General features: G+C 57.7%; 13 protein-coding genes. 5 read left to right on the top strand and 8 right to left on the bottom strand.

Going from position 1 to position 17,045, the window contains the following annotated elements; translation table 11 throughout:
• Positions 1–40: 40 nt before the first annotated feature.
• Positions 41–1,303, bottom strand: coding sequence for an esterase FrsA (frsA, locus tag ACEQFP_RS03345; protein ID WP_035599057.1), 1,263 nt, complete (start codon positions 1,301–1,303; stop codon positions 41–43).
• 195 nt (positions 1,304–1,498) lie between these two features.
• Positions 1,499–1,957, bottom strand: a complete 459-nt coding sequence (gene gpt, locus ACEQFP_RS03340; RefSeq protein ID WP_005283102.1) for a xanthine phosphoribosyltransferase — start codon at positions 1,955–1,957, stop codon at positions 1,499–1,501.
• Between the two features lie 359 nt (positions 1,958–2,316).
• Here gpt and pepD point away from each other — a divergent pair, with 359 nt between their 5' ends.
• Positions 2,317–3,777: a beta-Ala-His dipeptidase gene (gene pepD / locus ACEQFP_RS03335; RefSeq protein ID WP_097364091.1), complete on the top strand. Its 1,461-nt coding sequence runs from the start codon at positions 2,317–2,319 to the stop codon at positions 3,775–3,777.
• 81 nt (positions 3,778–3,858) lie between these two features.
• On the opposite strand, the gene blc is transcribed toward pepD, so the two are convergent.
• From blc to dinB, 4 genes are all read right to left on the bottom strand, one after another.
• Entirely contained in the window at positions 3,859–4,407 is a 549-nt protein-coding gene (blc, locus tag ACEQFP_RS03330) for an outer membrane lipoprotein Blc (RefSeq protein ID WP_369115096.1), read from the bottom strand.
• 140 nt (positions 4,408–4,547) lie between these two features.
• A complete protein-coding gene (dcuC, locus tag ACEQFP_RS03325; protein ID WP_005295007.1) occupies positions 4,548–5,909 on the bottom strand; it encodes a C4-dicarboxylate transporter DcuC in 1,362 nt (453 codons plus the stop codon).
• Entirely contained in the window at positions 5,906–7,159 is a 1,254-nt protein-coding gene (pepT, locus tag ACEQFP_RS03320) for a peptidase T (protein WP_005283086.1), read from the bottom strand. Before pepT ends, dcuC begins: the two co-directional genes overlap by 4 nt.
• A 201-nt stretch (positions 7,160–7,360) precedes the next feature.
• Positions 7,361–8,419 carry a DNA polymerase IV gene (gene dinB / locus ACEQFP_RS03315; protein WP_035599041.1) on the bottom strand — a complete coding sequence of 353 codons (1,059 nt, stop codon included), beginning with the start codon at positions 8,417–8,419 and terminating at the stop codon, positions 7,361–7,363.
• Positions 8,420–9,134: 715 nt separating this feature from the next.
• Between dinB and ACEQFP_RS03310 the strand changes: the two genes are divergently transcribed.
• The 3 genes from ACEQFP_RS03310 to gadC (ACEQFP_RS03300) all read left to right on the top strand — a co-directional run bounded on the left by ACEQFP_RS03310 (position 9,135) and on the right by gadC (ACEQFP_RS03300) (position 14,139).
• On the top strand, positions 9,135–10,847 hold the full coding sequence (locus tag ACEQFP_RS03310; RefSeq protein ID WP_005295005.1) for a pyridoxal-dependent decarboxylase: 1,713 nt from the start codon (positions 9,135–9,137) through the stop codon (positions 10,845–10,847).
• 335 nt (positions 10,848–11,182) lie between these two features.
• Positions 11,183–12,634 (top strand): putative glutamine/gamma-aminobutyrate antiporter GadC, encoded by a 1,452-nt coding sequence (gadC, locus tag ACEQFP_RS03305; protein WP_005283076.1) that lies wholly within the window; start codon positions 11,183–11,185, stop codon positions 12,632–12,634.
• Between the two features lie 50 nt (positions 12,635–12,684).
• Positions 12,685–14,139: a putative glutamine/gamma-aminobutyrate antiporter GadC gene (gadC, locus tag ACEQFP_RS03300; protein WP_370546931.1), complete on the top strand. Its 1,455-nt coding sequence runs from the start codon at positions 12,685–12,687 to the stop codon at positions 14,137–14,139.
• A 71-nt stretch (positions 14,140–14,210) separates the two neighbouring features.
• Here gadC (ACEQFP_RS03300) and ACEQFP_RS03295 read toward each other — a convergent pair whose 3' ends face one another.
• Positions 14,211–15,257 carry an FAD:protein FMN transferase gene (locus ACEQFP_RS03295; protein WP_005283070.1) on the bottom strand — a complete coding sequence of 349 codons (1,047 nt, stop codon included), beginning with the start codon at positions 15,255–15,257 and terminating at the stop codon, positions 14,211–14,213.
• Positions 15,258–15,562: 305 nt separating this feature from the next.
• On the opposite strand from ACEQFP_RS03295, the gene dpaA reads away from it, so the two are divergent.
• Positions 15,563–16,285, top strand: coding sequence for a peptidoglycan meso-diaminopimelic acid protein amidase (gene dpaA, locus ACEQFP_RS03290; RefSeq protein ID WP_047060349.1), 723 nt, complete (start codon positions 15,563–15,565; stop codon positions 16,283–16,285).
• Here the strand turns inward: dpaA and ACEQFP_RS03285 are convergent.
• Complete coding sequence (locus ACEQFP_RS03285) at positions 16,256–17,023, bottom strand: class II glutamine amidotransferase (RefSeq protein ID WP_005295002.1); 768 nt, start codon at positions 17,021–17,023, stop codon at positions 16,256–16,258. The genes dpaA and ACEQFP_RS03285 overlap by 30 nt on opposite strands.
• Positions 17,024–17,045: the final 22 nt, after the last annotated feature.

Below are 17,045 nucleotides of genomic sequence, written 5' to 3'. Positions count from 1 at the left end.
TTACCCTCTTTTAACAAAAAACGTAAATTAAGCAATGTAATTACGATGAGTGCTTATTTATCCATTCACAAATCTGACGTAGCGCACGATCGAATCCTTGGTACAGCGGCGAGGCGGCGACCGGTAACAAGGCGCCGTCACTCGACGAGTTAGCGATCAGTTGCGCTTCCTGCCGTGGGCTGAAGGGATCACGATCCCAGTAGGCCGCCAGCATGGGTGTCGGGCAGCGACGCCCAAGCAATCCCTGTGTTTTCAATGAATAACAGCGAAGCTCCGTCAGTAATGCGGCATCGGATACCGAGGCCATCCCTAATCGGCTGGCGAGTACGTCGATATACATCGGTGGCACGCGTTGATGCAGGTTGGCATCGCACAACAGATGGTGAACCACCGGCCCCAGACAGGCCACGGCGCGCAGGCGGCGCGGCTCCAGATAGGCCAACCGCACCGCGACATTGGCGCCGAAACGGAAGCCCAACGCCGAGATCCGTGTGCTATCGACCCAGGGGAGATCGACCATCTGTTGTAATACCGCCTGATGCAGGCGGCTGGAGTCTTGCGTCAGGGTGTAATGAGACGACAAGCCGACCGAAGGCATATCGATGGTCAACATCGCCATCCCCGCCGGGGCCAGGTAGTCACGGAACAGGCGATGACTATCGCTCTGCAACATATCCAAGCCGCCGCACAGTAATACCGTCGGATACGGCCCACCTTCGGCATCCGGCAGATGCAGGAAACCGGTGATCTGCTTACCATCGGGAATACGGAAAGTCAGTTCGCGCAACTCGAAGCTCTGCAAGCGCGCCGCCTCGGCATAGGCCCGATTCGCCAGTGCCTCGGCCTGCTCAGCCAGATCGTCGCCCTTCAGATGTGGATAGGCGGCGATGCTGTATAGGTTGGCGGCCTGTAACCACATATCACCCGCGCGCGCCGCCACGCTCTCCTGCTGGGCACGCTGCTGCCAGGTCATCGCCTGATGAGACCACTCATAGATCCAGTTACCACTGCGATAGCCCACCACCGTATCCAGCAGTCGCTCGTCGCTACGCTCGGCGTCACTGGCGGCGATGCGCGCCAAGACCATCTCGACTTCCAGCGGGTCGGCGCCACGCCAAGCCCACATCACCCGATTGATGATGCGATACCAGTTTGCCTGCGAGCGGCCATCGAGGGCGTTATTGATGCCTGGGCCCCCCTCGCTGCTGGCGCGATTGACCAACGTGGAGGTCTCCCGATGTTTAAAACGCGGTTTAAATAGAGTCTCAGACAGATTTGCGCGGGTTTGATTGATTTCGCTCATAACGGAACGGCGGCCTCCCTATACTCCTTCGTCGCCTCGCGACACGGATCGTCCATATTCAGGATAGACGATACGACATAGCGGCTATCATGCCCGACAAGATGGGAGATTGGCAACGCAGGGATGGTGGGCTACTGAGCGGGAGAAACAACAACGCCCAGCAATACGCCGGGCGTTATCTAAGGGAGGGCGGAATTAACGGCCGCTCAGCGGCTCGACGAAGCTCACCGCCATATCCCACGGCTGCTCGATCCAGGTGTCCTGCGGGATGTCGACCACATAGTCGTCCACCAGCGGGCGCCCGGCCGGTTTAGCGAAAATCGTGACGAAGTGAGCCTTGGGATACATGTCGCGAATCGCCTTCGCGGTGCCGCCGGTATCGACCAGATCGTCCACGACGATGAAGCCTTCGCCATCACCCTCGGCGCATTTCAACACCTTGAGCTCACGCTGGTTGTCGTGGTCATAGCTGGAGATGCAGACAGTATCGACATGGCGGATGCCCAGTTCACGCGCCAACAGCGCGGCTGGCACCAGACCGCCGCGGCTGACGGCGATGATCCCGGTCCAGCGTTCGGCAGGCAACAGGCGGGCAGCCAATTTACGCGCATGCATCTGCAGCACGTCCCAGGTCACAACGTATTTTTCGCTCATAAAACATATCCCAGCCAATGATAACAAAGTGTTAAATGGCTTATAAATTAGTCGGGGGGAAAAAAGGTTGCGCGAGATTATAGTGAGGAGCCACGATAAAAACCAGCACTATGACGCTAAACCGCCGCCGCGCTCGCGCTATTCCTCCCTTTATCCGCTCCCTTCGGGTGCTAATTAATGCCAAAGTCTGCCCCCCTGGCGCTATATGGTGGTATTCTCTGGCAATCGGGCTGTGCCGCGCACCTTATTCTGCGGCCAGCGGCGGTGCGTAAGCGGTTGCGGTTACGCCCGCGTTTGATTCGCCTGACACCCACTGGGCATGCGCCCTCACAGCACAACCGTTTATCAGGGGACTTACTATGTCTGAACTGTCTCAACTGTCGCCACAGCCGCTGTGGCAGATTTTTGCCAACATCTGCGCCATTCCGCACCCCTCTTATCATGAAGAGGCTCTGGCGGCACACATCATGGCCTGGGCGCAAGAGAAAGGGATCCATGCCGAGCGCGACGCCGTCGGCAATATTCTGCTGCGTAAACCGGCCAGCCGCGGCATGGAGAAGCGTATCCCCGTCGTGTTGCAGGCGCATCTGGACATGGTGCCGCAGAAGAACAACGACACCCAGCATGACTTCACCAAGGATCCGATCCAGGCATATATCGACGGCGATTGGGTCAAGGCCCGTGGCACCACACTCGGCTCCGATAATGGTATTGGCATGGCCTCCGCCTTGGCGGTACTGGCCGATGATAGCGTGATGCACGGCCCGTTAGAGGTGCTGCTGACCATGACCGAAGAGGTCGGGATGGATGGCGCCTTCGGTCTGCAGGCCGGTTGGTTACAGGGCGAGATCCTGATCAACACCGACTCCGAAGAAGAAGGCGAAGTCTACATGGGCTGCGCCGGCGGCATCGACGTCATCACCACCCTGGCCTTACAGCGTGAGACGCTACCGGCGGGGATGAGCGTGGTTCGCCTGAGCATCAAGGGATTGAAGGGCGGCCACTCCGGCGGCGATATCCACCTGGGGCTGGGCAACGCCAACAAACTGCTGGGCCGCTTCCTGGCCGGTCATGCCGACGAGCTGGGCCTGCGCGTCCTGGACATCAACGGCGGTACCCTACGTAACGCTATCCCGCGCGAAGCCTTCGCGACCCTGGCGCTGCCAGCGGCTAACCTCGATCGCCTGCAGACGCTAGCCCAGCATTTCCAAGCGATCATGCAGGGTGAACTGAGCGCCGTGGAGAAAAGCCCACGCGTCACGATCGAGAATGTCGAGAGTGCCCTGCAACCGCTGGATGCGGCCAGCCAGGCACGTTTCATCGCCCTGCTCAACGGCACGCCGAACGGGGTGATCCGCATGAGCGACGAGGTGAAAGGCGTGGTCGAAACCTCCCTCAACCTCGGGGTCGTCACCACGGCGGAGAATGAGGCACAGATCATCTGCCTGATCCGTTCACTCAACGAGAGTGGCAAAGACGCCGTCGTCAGCCAGCTGACCTCTCTGGGGATCTTGGCCGGTGCCCGCGTCGAGGCCAAAGGCAGCTACCCAGGGTGGGAGCCGGATGCCAACTCACCGGTGATGCACCTGGTGCGCGATACCTATCAGAAGCTGTTCGGCACCCTGCCGAATATCATGGTGATCCATGCCGGTCTGGAGTGTGGTCTGTTTAAGAAACCCTATCCGTTGATGGATATGGTCTCCATCGGGCCGACCATCACCGGGCCGCACTCACCGGATGAGCAGGTGAATATCCCGAGCGTCGGCCGTTACTGGCAGTTGCTGACCGCCCTGCTGAAAGCCATCCCGGAAAAAGCCTAACACCCGTCGGGCGGCAAAGCCGCCCCATCGCCAGCGGCGCCTTTAGCGCGCCCTGGCGGGCGCATTGCCCACGCCGTCATCTCATCGAGCTGGCGGCGTATCATTTTCTGGCTGTACCCAGTGTAAACGCGCGGTCGGGAAGCCGAGTCGCGCGGCCAAGTCGACATACGCCTGGCGCACCGCCAGCGGCATCGTAGGCGTGCGCGACAATAGCCACAGATAGTCACGATCCTGTCCACACACCAAGGCATAGCGGTACGCCGCATCCAAGGCGATCACGTTATAGCCACCATAGAATGGCCCGAAGAACGATACCTTTAATGCGGCCCGCGTCGGCGAGCCCGTAAAGTCAGCGCGTCCCTCGCTCTGGCGCCAACGCCCACGGCGCGCATCGTAGCCGCGATTGACCACCCGGACCGCACCATCACTGCGCAGGCTATAGTCGGCGCTCACCTGCGTTAAACCGCGTTCGAAACGGTTATCCAAACGGGCCACCTCATACCACCTCCCCAGATAACGCGCGAGGTCGAACCCCTGTAACGGCGCCACGCCGCGCGGCGGTGTGGGTGAACGACAGCCAGCCACCAGCAATGCCAGAGTGGCGACCGCCAATACAGGCCACGCTTTCATCGGCTCTCTCCTCCTCCCGCGAGTGATGATCTCAGTGTAGCCCGCTTTGCGGCAGTGCAAAAAAAGAGGCCGCAACCTTACGCGCTGCGGCCTCCTCTCAACCAACCTCTGTCGCGACCGCTAACGTCGCACTGCCATACTCAGTAGAACAGGCCGATCAACGCCGTATGGAAGATAAAGCCGGCGATCAGCGGCACCGAGGTACGCCGCACCACATCGAAGGGGGAGAGTTTGGCGCCGCTCGAGACGGCGATCACCACCCCCGACACCGGCGACAGCGCCCGCCCCATATGGGAGGCCTGCTGCATCGGCAGGATCATCGCCACCGCATTGGCCCCCATGCTGCTGGCGATCTGCGGGATCAACTCGACGAACGCCAGGAAGGGCGCATTACCCGACCCCATGATGATCGCCGCGGCAAAGGTCACCAGGGCGAAGACGATCGCCATGGCGAAGGGCGGCAACCCGACATGTTCGGCGAAGAGTATCACCTGATCGATGGCGCCGATCACCTTGATGCCGTGGGCAAAGACCCCCGCCGCGACCAACAGGCCAACCACGCCGGTGAAGGCTTGCCCCATGCCCTTCAAGAAATGGCTGAAACCGTCACATACCGCCTTAAAGTCACGCAGACGCAACCACTCAATCGCCATACACAGGGCCATGGCGATCATCACGATCGTGACGATGTTCAGGTTGATGCCGCTGACGAAGAGCTTGGAGGAGCCGACCGCCATCAGGATGGGCAGCATCGGCAACAGGGCATAAAAGGCCGGAGAGCGAGCGGGCGCATCGTCTTGCAGCTGGGTCGCCGCCTGCGGCAGCGTACCGGCGCGGCGATCACAATGGCGCTGCCAGAAGACATGGCAGATCCCCACCACCAGAACCGTCGCCAAGGCGGCGGGCCCCTGGTGATACAGCACATACTCCACCACATCCATCTCGACGGCCTTGGCACCACGAATGGCGTCGATCGCCGTTGGGGTATAGGCGACGCCGAGCGAGGTGGCGATCACCCCGGCCGCCGAGGCGGCGGAGAGCCCCAACCCCAGCATGATGGGGAACATGGTGCCCATCAGCAATACCGCCAGCCCGGTGGCCGAGGGAATGGCCAGTTGCAGCAAGCTCGCCAACAGGTAGGAGAAGAACAGCAGCGTATAGGGAGACTGGAGGCGGCGCAGAGGACGCGTCACCACCCGTACCACCGACTCATTGGCGCCGATATGATCCATATAGTGGGCAAAGCCCATCAGCGCCATGATCATCAAGCCCAGATCGGCGGCGCGAGTGCTAAACAGATCACGCACCACCTCGAAAGGATCGAGCGCGCCGATCCCCGTGGTGGCGACGCCCTTGGGCAACACATTGCCCCACCCCGCCAACTGCGTACAGAACATCAACAGCAGGCCAGCCACCAACAGCACCGGCTCGGCCTTATAGCCGCGTAGGATCAGGCGGGCCACCACCACGATCACCAGCAGCGCGATAATCACCTGGATCATGCCTGCTCCTCGGCGGTGAAGTGGGCATGCGTCTCGGCAATCACCGCCACCACCACCTCGCTAGCCGCCCGTAGCGATTTCACCGGCAGGTACTCATAGATGGAGTGGAAGTTATGCGCCCCGGTAAATAGATTGGGGCAGGGTAATCCTTTCTGTGACAAGACGGCACCGTCATAGCCGCCACGCATCGGTACCGGACGCGGCGTGATGCCGCAGCGCTGATAGGCACGTAACGCGATCTCGACCGGGAAAGCCGCCTCCCCTTGCAGGCTGTTGGCGACGTTGGCATAACGATCGGAGAGACGGGCATCGACACTCCCCTCGCCCCATAGCGCCGCACAGCTATCCGCCAGTTGGCGAATGAACGCCATCCGCTGGCGATAGCCTGCCTCGGTAAAATCGCGGATATCCAGCTTCAACACGGTGCGCGCACTATTGCCGGCTAACTGCTTCACCCAATAGTATCCTTCGCGACCCTCGGTATACTCCGGCGCCTCACCCGGCGGCAGCATGGCAATAAACTTGTGCGCCATCAGCAGCGAGTTCTTCAACTTACCCTTGGCGGACATCGGGTGCGCCGACGCGCCGGTGAACACCACCTCCACGTCGCCGGCATTCCAGTTTTCACACACCAGCTCACCAATACCACAACAATCCAGGGTGTAAGCAAAGTCGGCAGCGAACGACTCGGTATCGAAAGCCTTGGCGCCACGTAGCCCCTGCTCCTCATCCGGTACGAAGCCGATCTTGACCGGGCCGTGGGCAATCTGCGGATTAGCCTGCAAGAATTGCAAGGCGTTCATGATGGCGGCGATGGCCGCTTTGTCATCCGCCCCCAACAGGCTGGTGCCGTCGGTCACGATCAGCTCATCGCCGATGTAATCAGCCAGCTCGGGGAACTCGCTCTGACGCAGGTAGATCTGCCGCTCGGCGTTCAGGCACAGATCGCCGCCATGATAAGGCAGGACTTGGGCATGGGTATCGGCGCTCTGTTCGGCGCTGGTGTCCAAATGGGCGAAGAACGCCACCGTCGGCAACGACGCGGTACAGTTCGCCGGCAAGGTGGCGGTGACGATGGCGTTCTCCCTCACCACCACCTCCTCCAGACCGAGCGTACGCAACTCGTCCCCCAAGCGTTGCGCCAGACGCAATTGTCCCGGCGAGGAGGGCATGATGCCCTGCGCACCCTTGTCACGATCGGTGGTGGTATTAATTTGGGTGTAACTAATAAAACGATCAATAATATCCATTACTTATACTCCTTGAATGCCAACGCCGGGAATTATAAAAGTAATGGTCTCGTAAAAGTTTGAAGCGACAGCAAGAACGGTAAGAAAAACGCCAGTGGGGAGGCGGAGGGATAAGGGGGTGGGGACTCACGCGATAAGCCTGCAACTATCCGCAACGCGATAATGAGTTAACGAGATAGAGAGAAGTGTGCGCTAGAGCGGCTAGAGGATGTCCAGTGTGAGCTGTTTCTGCCGTTGCGGATCGGGCAGCATCACATGCAATCCCACCAGACGAACCCCGCGTCCGGCACGGCGCGTCTCCCAGACCTGGCGCGCCACCGCGAACAGATCGTCCCGATCGAGATAAGGGTAGGCGTGCTCCTGCGTCGTCAATTGAAAGTCGGCAAACTTGAGTTTGACCCCCTGCCGGGCAATGCGCAGATCCGGTTGGACGCGAGCCAAACGCCGCTCCAACTCGGGATACAGCTGCGCTAACAGTTGCTGGCAGGCCGCCCAATCACTGATGTCCTGCGCCAGGGTCTTTTCTACGCCAACCGATTTACGCTGCCGAGTGGGATTGACCTCGCGTTCATCCCGGGCGTGACTCCGCTCCCACAGTACACGGCCAAATTTACCGAAACGACGCAGCAAGGTGGCAAGATCGTAGGCGCGCACGTCGGCACAGCGGTGTAATCCCAGTTCGGCCAAGCGGGCCGCCGTCACCCTCCCCACGCCGGGGATCTTCGCCAACGGCAACGCCTGAACAAACGCATCGACCTGCTCGGGCGGAATCACATACTGGCCGTTGGGTTTATTGATATCCGAGGCGATCTTAGCCAGAAATTTCAGCGGCGCCACGCCGGCGGAGGCGGTCAAGTGTAACTCGTTGGCGATATCGGCGCGGATCTGCTGCGCGATACGCGTCGCCGAGCCCTGTAACAAGGGACAGTCACTGACATCGAGGTAGGCCTCATCCAGCGATAGCGGCTCGACCAAGGCGCTATAGCGGCGGAAAATCTGCTGGATCTCCCCCGACACAGCCTTATAAACCGCCATACGCCCCGGACGCAACGTCAGATGAGGACACAACTTCAACGCCTGCGCCGTCGGCATCGCACTACGCACGCCATAGCGCCGTGCGGCATAGTTCGCGGTGCTAATGACCCCACGCCGCTCGCCGCTGCCGCCGATCGCCAACGGGACCTCGCGCAGCGCCGGAAAATCGCGCATCTCGACCGCGGCGAAGAAACAATCCATATCGATATGAATGATCTTACGCATCTGATCGCCCCACCCTCAATCAATAACTGTATAAATATACAGCATTGTGTATTATTATTCAACCCGCCACGTTTTATCATCACGCTAATAAACTATAACCAAATAGATAGCTTCCCGCACGGTCGTAAATAATAATAAGAGTAAACTTTAATTATGATGTAATTTTAACCAAGAAATATTTATCGATGGGTAATTCACCATGCGGATATTATCAATCATGATAACCAACCATTTCACAATGTTTCATCCTTCTGCCACTCTGTGTCATTAGAAATTAGCAAACAAAATCGATTAAATAATCAGGCATAGCATTTGCATTCTCATCATCTAGCGCCATTATTGAGATTCCCATCACACAACCATCACGGCCTATCATTATTTTATTTGTAATATGAAACTATCGGCCTCGATTACAGCATAATCAGCTCTTTGTGATGGTTACACTATTTATTTTCAACTGACTTATTTTGTGGTGCTAGAATTAAACACGTTAGCTCGCCGGGTATGAATAATTAAGCAGATACCTCGCCAGCAGTTTTGTTAGCTGTTTAACTACAGCGAGGGGACAGCTTCCCCAAAATATAGAGTCACTATATGTAATATAGCTTTTAGTTACCTATCCGTGGTCGTTCTCCTTTTCCCAACGCAGCTAGCGCTGAGAGATGGGTTTGCGGCTTATCACACTTGTGATAAAGACCATATCAAGGACATCCAAATGAAAGCGAATAACGGTAATAGCAACAAACAGTGGGCCAAATATCGCGAAGAAATGTGCTCTGCATTTCCCTCTGCATTCAGTGACGATAATGATCCTTTATCCAAGTCTATAGCCAAAGCCATTGAACATCTGAATAAGCTGCGTCCTAACGATGGTGGCCCAGCTTATCTCGGCCAAAATCCGGCTTTGACTATTGATTTCGATAAAGTTAAAGATATTGAAATGGCGGATAAAATGAGCAGCAGCGATCAGGTCATCGCACAAACCAGCGCGCTGTTCGAAGGGCTCCCTAACTGGGGCCATCCGCTGACCATGTGTAACGTGATCCCGCAGGCCAACACCGCCTCTATTATCGCGGCTATCATGTCAGAGATTTTCTCCCCCAATATCTTAGAAGGGGAATATTCCTGGAACGTGCACCGCGCCGAACTGGAAAGTGCGGGGATGCTGGCCAACTTGGTCGGTTGGGATGCTAAACATTCAGGCTGTGTCTACACCTATGGGGGTTCAGGCTGCTGGACCTATCATGTAAAATACGCATTGACCCGTGTGTTGCCTAACTCCCGTCACAGCGGTATCCGTACCGATGCCAAAGTACTGTGCTCACAGCAGGCGCACTACACCATGCTAAACAGCACCGACTGGATGGGGTTGGGGATGGATAACATCATCCGCATCAAGACCGATCCCGACACCAACGCCATGGATCTGCAAGATTTGGAAGCGGTGCTGAAATCATTGCAAGCCAAGAAAATCCCAGTCGCCTCCGTGGTATGTACCATGGGGACCACCGATGCCAACGCCTTTGACCCGGTCGCCGGGGTACGTAAACTGCTGGATCAATATCCGAACGCCTCCCCTTACGGTAAAGCGCTGTTGTACTGCGATGCCGTCACCAGTTGGTCATGGTTGGCCTTTAGAAAATATGACTTTGCCAAGAACCCGCTGCAATTCACCGAGGCACTGTTACCGTTCATCGAAGCCAACTGCCACGCACTGGAAGCGATGAAGTATGCCGATGCCATTGGCTTCGACTTCCATAAAGCCGGCTTTACGCCTTACGCCAGCAGCTGCTTCACCTATCGTAACGCCGAAGAGTTCGAAAGCATTCTGAAACGTCCGGGCTCCGCTTACCTGCAACCGCGTTCTCCGTACAACCCCCTGGACTACACGCTGGAAGTCTCTCGTGCCGCAACCGGCGCCTTGGCTGGTTGGGCGACGATGAAGTACTTCGGCTATGAAGGCTTCCAAGCCATCATGGGCGGTATCCTGGAAAACCAATATTATTTGCGTAACCTACTGCATGAAAATGCGGATACCGTTTGTGTCAACCCGGATGATTACAGCCTGGTCACCCTGTTCCGTATTTATCCGGAAGGCGTCATGGCACATCAACAATATCAACATGAGCTGACTGATCCGGCTTATAAATCCCAATTAGTGGCCAATAACAAATTGACCATGGATGTGGGTAACAAACTGTATGAGTGGTTCCGTAGCGGTAAGAAAATTAACGGGCAATATACTCCGTACATGAGCTTCAGCACCGGCTTCCGCGTCACCGAATATAATCGTGACGCCAGTGACCCAGAGGCCATGGTATTCGCGCTGAAGGTTTACCCGATGAACGTTCATTTAACACATGAAATTATGCAGCATGTGATTGACTGTGTTACCGCTGCTCGTAATGAGGTACTCGGCGCTAAATAATTAGCCGCTATGCCGTAATTAAGATGTACCCATGCATAGGCCGGGTTAGCCCGGCCTTTATGCCTCTATATTTCGCATAGCTGACTTAGAGCCTATCCCAGTAGGCATGTATTGTTGCAGCCAGTTTGGATACGGACAGCGCGGAACAACCGAAGCGTACACGCAATACGTGAGGATTATTCGCTTCGCTCCCCCTTCGGGCCGCCCTGAAGGGCGTGCAAAACTTGGTTAAGTTTTGTGTGAGCACTGCCCAGGGCCAACATGGCAAATAAAATAGCCTAATGGGATAGGCTCTTATGAGATACGCCTAAAACACGTTATATCAAGGAGCAATTATGGCCTCCACATCGGACTCTACGGCGCAAGGGAAACCTTCCGCCAAGCTCAGCATTGTGACGCTGGCAATCATGAATATTACCACGGTGGTCAGTTTACGTGGTCTGCCGTCCGAAGCTGAATATGGTATCACCTCCGCCTTCTATTATTTGTTCGCCGCCGTCTTCTTCTTAATTCCCGTTTCCTTGGTCGCCGCCGAATTAGCAACGGGTTGGCCACAAAAAGGGGGGGTATTCCGCTGGATTGGTCAGGCCTTCGGCCATCGCTGGGGGTTTGTCGCCATCTATCTCCAGTGGGTCGCTACCACGATCTGGTTCCCGACCGTACTGATTTTCGCCGCCGTCTCGCTGGCCTTTATCGGCCCTCATCCCGACGTCGACTCTCATTTGGCAGCGAATCGCTTGTACACCGTCGTGATTCTACTGCTCGTCTACTGGATCGCCACACTGGTCGCCCTACGCGGGATCCGCTCATCCGCCAAGCTGGCTACGCTGGGCGGTCTGATCGGGACCATCATCCCGGCCGGGATCTTGATGATCCTCACGCTGGTATATGTGATGACCGGCAACCCGGTTCATTTTGTCGCCCGTGCCGCCGACTTCTTCCCTGACTTGACCAACCTGAACAATCTGGTGTTAGCCTCCAGTATCTTCCTGTTCTTCGGTGGGATGGAGATCAACGCGGTCCACGTGGTCGAAGTCGATAACCCGTCACACAACTATCCGCTGGCCATCATCAGCGCCGCCGTCGCCACCGTCGTTATCTTTGTCTTCGGCACCCTGTGTATCGCCACCCTGATCCCGAAAGAACAGATCAACCTGGTACAAAGTCTACTCATCGCTTACAACGCGCTATTTGACCACTTCGGGTTGCACTGGCTGGGCGAGGTACTGGCCGCGATGCTGGCCTTCGGGGTGCTAGGTCAGATCACCGCCATCGTCGCGGGCCCGTCTACCGGTCTGCTGCAGGTTGGCCGCTCCGGCTATCTGCCGCCCTTTTTACAGAAGACCAACCGCCACGGCGTCCAGCAGCACATTCTGATCTTCCAGGGCATCGTGGTCAGCATCATCTCCGTTCTGCTGGTGGTGCTGCCCTCGGTGCAATCGGCCTACCAGATCCTGGGACAGCTCGCGACCATCCTCTATCTGCTGATGTACATAATGATGTTCGCCGCTGCCATCTATCTACGTTATAAAGAGCCGAATACGCCGCGTCCGTATCGCGTCCCTGGTGGACGGATCGGGATATGGATCATCGCTGGCGCCGGTTTCGTCGGCTCTCTCGTAGCCTTTTTCCTGAGCTTTATCCCTCCGGATCAGATCCCAGTCGGCAACCCGAGCAGCTACATCCTGATCCTGGTCGTCGGCTCCATCTGCTTCTTCATCATTCCGCTGATTATTTACGCCTGCCGTAAGCCCTCTTGGCAACCGGCTAATAGCGATCAGCAATAACCGCAAGCCCTGGGCCGCCTCGCGCGGCCCATTAGCGTGAGAACCTTATCATGACTTCGCAATCGAGCAGTAAATCTGCACTGGCGGCGGTCACGCTGGGAGCCGGCACCTTCGCCATGATGAACATCACCACCGTGGTCAGCCTGCGTGGCCTGGCGGCCGAAGCCGAGTATGGCCTGGCGGCGGTGTTCTTCTACCTGTTCGCCGCTCTATGCTTCCTGGTGCCGGTTTCGCTATGCGCCGCCGAACTCGCCACCGGCTGGCCCCAGAAGGGGGGCGTCTTCCGTTGGATTGGCCAAGCCTTTGGCGACCGCCTCGGCCTGCTCGCCATCTTTCTGCAGTGGCTGGCAACCACCATCTGCTTCCCGACCATGCTTATCTTCACCGCCGTCGCGCTGGCCTATGCCTTGCCCCTTCCCGGTGCCGACGCTCACCTCGCCTCCAATGCCCTGTATACCTTAGTCATCGTACTCCTCGTCTACTGGCTGGCGACCTGGATTAACCTGCATGGGGTGAAATCGGCCTCGCGCATCAGCGCCATCGCCGGGATGATCGGCACCCTGATCCCGGCCGCCATCCTCATCGGCTGCGGTATCGCCTACATCGCGTTGGGTAACCCGATCCACTTTACCCTCGGTTGGCATGCCCTGTTTCCCGATATCACCAATCTGCACAATCTGGTGCTCGCCGCCAGCGTCTTCCTGTTCTACTCGGGGATGGAGATCAACGCCGTCCACGTACGTGAACTGAAGAACGCGTCGCGCAACTATCCTTTGGCCATCGGGATCAGTGCGCTGATGACCGTGGTAGTGCTGGTCCTCGGTACCCTGACCATCAGCGCATTGATCCCGGCCGATCGCATCAACCTGGTGCAAAGCCTGTTAGTCGCCTATAACCTGTTATTTAGCTCGTTAGGGGTGCCTTGGCTCGGCCATGTGGTGGCGCTGATGGTCGCCATCGGGGTATTAGGACAGGTGACAGTGATCGTCGCAGGCCCTTCACGCGGCCTGTTTGAGGTGGGACGAGAAGGGTATCTACCGACCTGGCTACAAGAGGCCAATCATAACGGAGTACAACGCAATATCCTGCTGTTACAAGGGGCCATCGTCACCCTGATGGCAATTATGCTGGTCTGCCTCCCCTCCGTGCAGGCCGCCTTTCAGATCCTCGGCCAACTGGCCGCCATTCTCTATCTGTTGATGTATATCCTGATGTTTGCTGCGGTGATCACCCTGCGCTATACCCAGCCCGAGACGCCTCGACCTTACCGCATCCCCGGTGGGCGCATCGGTGTCTGGCTGGTGGCAGGCGTCGGTCTCGCCGCCGCATTATTGGCCTTCGTATTGAGCTTTATTCCGCCGGATCAAATCCCGGTCGGCTCACCGGCGCTCTATGTCCTGCTCCTGTTGGCGGGGACGGTTGGCTTCGTCGCGCTGCCGCTGCTGTTACATGCCTACAGCCAGCGTCATACGGCGCAGCATCCACAGCCGCATGGCGGCGTCTAACGAGATAGCGCATCACCAGCCTGGCGCGTCAGCTCCAGGCCGGTGTCAGCCTCGGCTATCGGGCCTCCCACTTACGGTTGCACGGCGGCCAGATAGTGGGCGAATGCCGTCGAGGTGCGCTCCTCGAAGCCATGTTCACCCTTAACGATCATATACACCGGGATATTCATCCGGTTAGCCAGCGCCAAGGCGCGATCGGGCCCCATGACGAACAACCCAGTGGAGAGTCCGTCGGCGGTCATACAGGTCGGCGCCAACACGGTAATCGAGGCGAGACGGTGCGTGACCGGGCGGCCAGTCTGCGGATCGATCTCGTGCGAGAAGCGTTGCCCATCCTGCTCAAAATAGTTGCGATAATCGCCGGAGGTCGCCACCGCCATCGCGCCCGGCTCGATGATCGCCTGTACCCGCTGCTGCGCGCCGGTAGAGGGTTTTTCGATCGCGATACGCCAAGGGCTCTTCTCGCCATTATGCCCCAGGGTTCGGACCTCACCACCGATATCGACCATATAGTTATCGATGTGCAACGACTGCAGATAGTCGGCCACCACATCGACGCCATACCCCTTGGCGATTGCCGAAAGATCGACATACAACTCAGGAATATCCTTGACCAGCGCATTGCCTTGTAGCGATAAGTGCTGGATCCCCACCCAGGCACGTCGCTGCGCGATCTGCGAAGGCGACGGCTCACGATCGGGGCGCCCCTCCGGACCGAAGCCCCACAGGTTCACCAGTGGCCCGACGGTCACGTCTAACGCACCATCGGTCAATTTATTGATACGCAGTGCCTCGTTCACCACCCGAGCGGTATCTGATGAGACGGGAAAGGGAGTGTTCACCCGCCGACTCTGGTTAAAGCGGCTCAGCTCTGAACCGGGGCGATAGGTGGACATCTGATCGTTTACCCGTTCGAGCAGGCGATCGATCTCCGCCTGAACCTGAGCCGCTGCCGGTGTCCCCTCAGCCGGTAGGTATTTGACCGCATAGTAGGTCCCCATGGTTTTGCCGGCGAGATCGACCTGCGTCGGGCCGCAGCCACTCAACAACAGGATCGTCGCCAGCAGCGTCAGAAGGCGGGCCAGGGTGCCCCGCCCAGAGAGAAGGAGTGTCATCATGCTTTATGCCTATTCTCGCGGAGCGATCCTGCTGGATGCCCCATCGCTTACGCTAAAGGCGCCTATTATGGAGGTCCGATCCTCCGCCGTCCAATCATGCCAAATAGTTATAAACCGACGCCATCATCCCCACCTTGCATAATAAAAAAGGGCCTCGTGTGCGCCGCCGGAAATTTCCGCTATAGCGGGCGAAAAAAACGCTCACTCTCGCCGGTGGCTCTGGATTACACTGTGCGCACTTTAGGGTGGGTCAATCGACATTATCCGAAAAACGTCGTGCTATTACTTCTTTGACAGGGTTCTACATGAGTAAGATAGTTGCCTTGCTGGCGATATGCCTGGCATTGCCGTTGGCTGCGTGCAAATCGTCCGCCAGCGAGTCCGGTTCCGTGCCGCGTAGCGGCGTTAATAGCCTGCTAGGATCGCCGGTCTATATTCAAATCTTCAAGGAAGAGCGCCAACTGGAGCTGTACGCGAAAGTGCAGAATGGCTATCAGCTGGTGAAGCGCTTCCCCATCTGTAAGTTTTCCGGGGGACTCGGTCCGAAACGTACCGAAGGCGATTTTAAGAGCCCCGAAGGCTTCTACCAAATCGACGCCCGCCATCTCAAACCCGATAGCCGCTATTACCAGGCGATCAACATCGGCTACCCGAACCCCTACGATCAGGCGCACGGTTATTCCGGAAAATACCTGATGATCCATGGTGACTGCGTCTCGGTCGGCTGCTACGCCATGACCAACGCCGGGATCTCGGAGATCTACCGTTACGTGCAGAGCGCCTTCCGCAACGGCCAGATGCTGGTAGACATCAATATCTACCCCTTCCATATGACCGAGCGGAATATGCAACGCCACCGGAACTCTAGCTATATTAACTTCTGGCGCGAATTACAGCCGGGTTATCAATACTTTGCTCAGCACGCACTGCCGCCACAGGTCAACGTGCAGGATGGCCGCTACGTGGTTAACGCCCCCCTGCCTGCTGGCAGCGCGCCCTCACGCCTGGCGTTCGCCCAGGCAGAATAGCGCAAACTCACCCGGCGCAATGCGCTGCCAAGACTCATCGCAGGTCAGCGGCTGAGTCGCGATCACCGAGACGACGTCATCCGGCGTTGTCTCGGCCTGAAAATCGATCATCACATCCTCATCCACCAGCGTCGCCTGACCGAATGGGGCACGACGCGTGATCCAGTGGAGTTGCGTGCTGCAGTAGGCCATCACATAGCGGCCATCAGAAAGCAGCATGTTGAAGACACCACGTTGGCGCAACGTATCGGCACACGCGGCGATAAAGCGAAACAGCGCCTGCTCGTCATGCGGAGGGTGAGGATAACGGGTATGCATCTGCTGCAGCAGCCAGCAAAAGGCATACTCACTATCGGTCTCCCCGATCGGCTGGTAGTTACCGGTCGCCAACGTCAGGTAGTCGTCGAGCTGGCCGTTGTGGGCAAAGGTCCAGTTGCGCCCCCAGAGTTCACGGGTGAAGGGATGGGTATTCTCCAGGGCCACGCTACCGCGATTCGCCTGGCGGACGTGTGAGACCACCGCGCAAGACTTGATCGGGTACTCACGCACCAGGCGAGCGATCGGCGAGCTGTGACTGGGTAAGGGATCCTTAAAGGTGCGACAGCCCTTCCCTTCGTAGAAGGTGATCCCCCAGCCATCCTTATGCGGGCCGGTACGGCCACCGCGCAACGCCAGCGCGGTAAAGCTAAAGCAGATATCCGTCGGCACATTGGCGCTCATGCCCAGCAGCTCACACATTCCCGCTCCTCGCTCGTCTTGG

Origin of the sequence: Edwardsiella sp. A.80236, assembly GCF_044540725.1 — a bacterium.
Lineage (GTDB): Bacteria > Pseudomonadota > Gammaproteobacteria > Enterobacterales > Enterobacteriaceae > Edwardsiella > Edwardsiella tarda.
The sequence above is the reverse complement of the archived record's forward strand: the minus strand, read 5'-3'. Positions and strand labels throughout refer to the sequence as shown.

Bases quoted from the DNA above. Each gene is read 5' to 3' on its own strand.
- gpt (WP_005283102.1), bottom strand. From the start codon at position 1,957: ATGAGCGAAAAATACGTTGTGACCTGGGACGTGCTGCAGATGCATGCG.
- dinB (WP_035599041.1), bottom strand. From the start codon at position 8,419: ATGCGTAAGATCATTCATATCGATATGGATTGTTTCTTCGCCGCGGTC.
- dpaA (WP_047060349.1), top strand. From the start codon at position 15,563: ATGAGTAAGATAGTTGCCTTGCTGGCGATATGCCTGGCATTGCCGTTG.
- ACEQFP_RS03285 (WP_005295002.1), bottom strand. From the start codon at position 17,023: ATGTGTGAGCTGCTGGGCATGAGCGCCAATGTGCCGACGGATATCTGC.
- frsA (WP_035599057.1), bottom strand. From the start codon at position 1,303: ATGAGCGAAATCAATCAAACCCGCGCAAATCTGTCTGAGACTCTATTT.
- ACEQFP_RS03310 (WP_005295005.1), top strand. From the start codon at position 9,135: ATGAAAGCGAATAACGGTAATAGCAACAAACAGTGGGCCAAATATCGC.
- pepD (WP_097364091.1), top strand. From the start codon at position 2,317: ATGTCTGAACTGTCTCAACTGTCGCCACAGCCGCTGTGGCAGATTTTT.
- dcuC (WP_005295007.1), bottom strand. From the start codon at position 5,909: ATGATCCAGGTGATTATCGCGCTGCTGGTGATCGTGGTGGTGGCCCGC.
- blc (WP_369115096.1), bottom strand. From the start codon at position 4,407: ATGAAAGCGTGGCCTGTATTGGCGGTCGCCACTCTGGCATTGCTGGTG.
- gadC (WP_370546931.1), top strand. From the start codon at position 12,685: ATGACTTCGCAATCGAGCAGTAAATCTGCACTGGCGGCGGTCACGCTG.
- pepT (WP_005283086.1), bottom strand. From the start codon at position 7,159: ATGGATATTATTGATCGTTTTATTAGTTACACCCAAATTAATACCACC.
- ACEQFP_RS03295 (WP_005283070.1), bottom strand. From the start codon at position 15,257: ATGATGACACTCCTTCTCTCTGGGCGGGGCACCCTGGCCCGCCTTCTG.
- gadC (WP_005283076.1), top strand. From the start codon at position 11,183: ATGGCCTCCACATCGGACTCTACGGCGCAAGGGAAACCTTCCGCCAAG.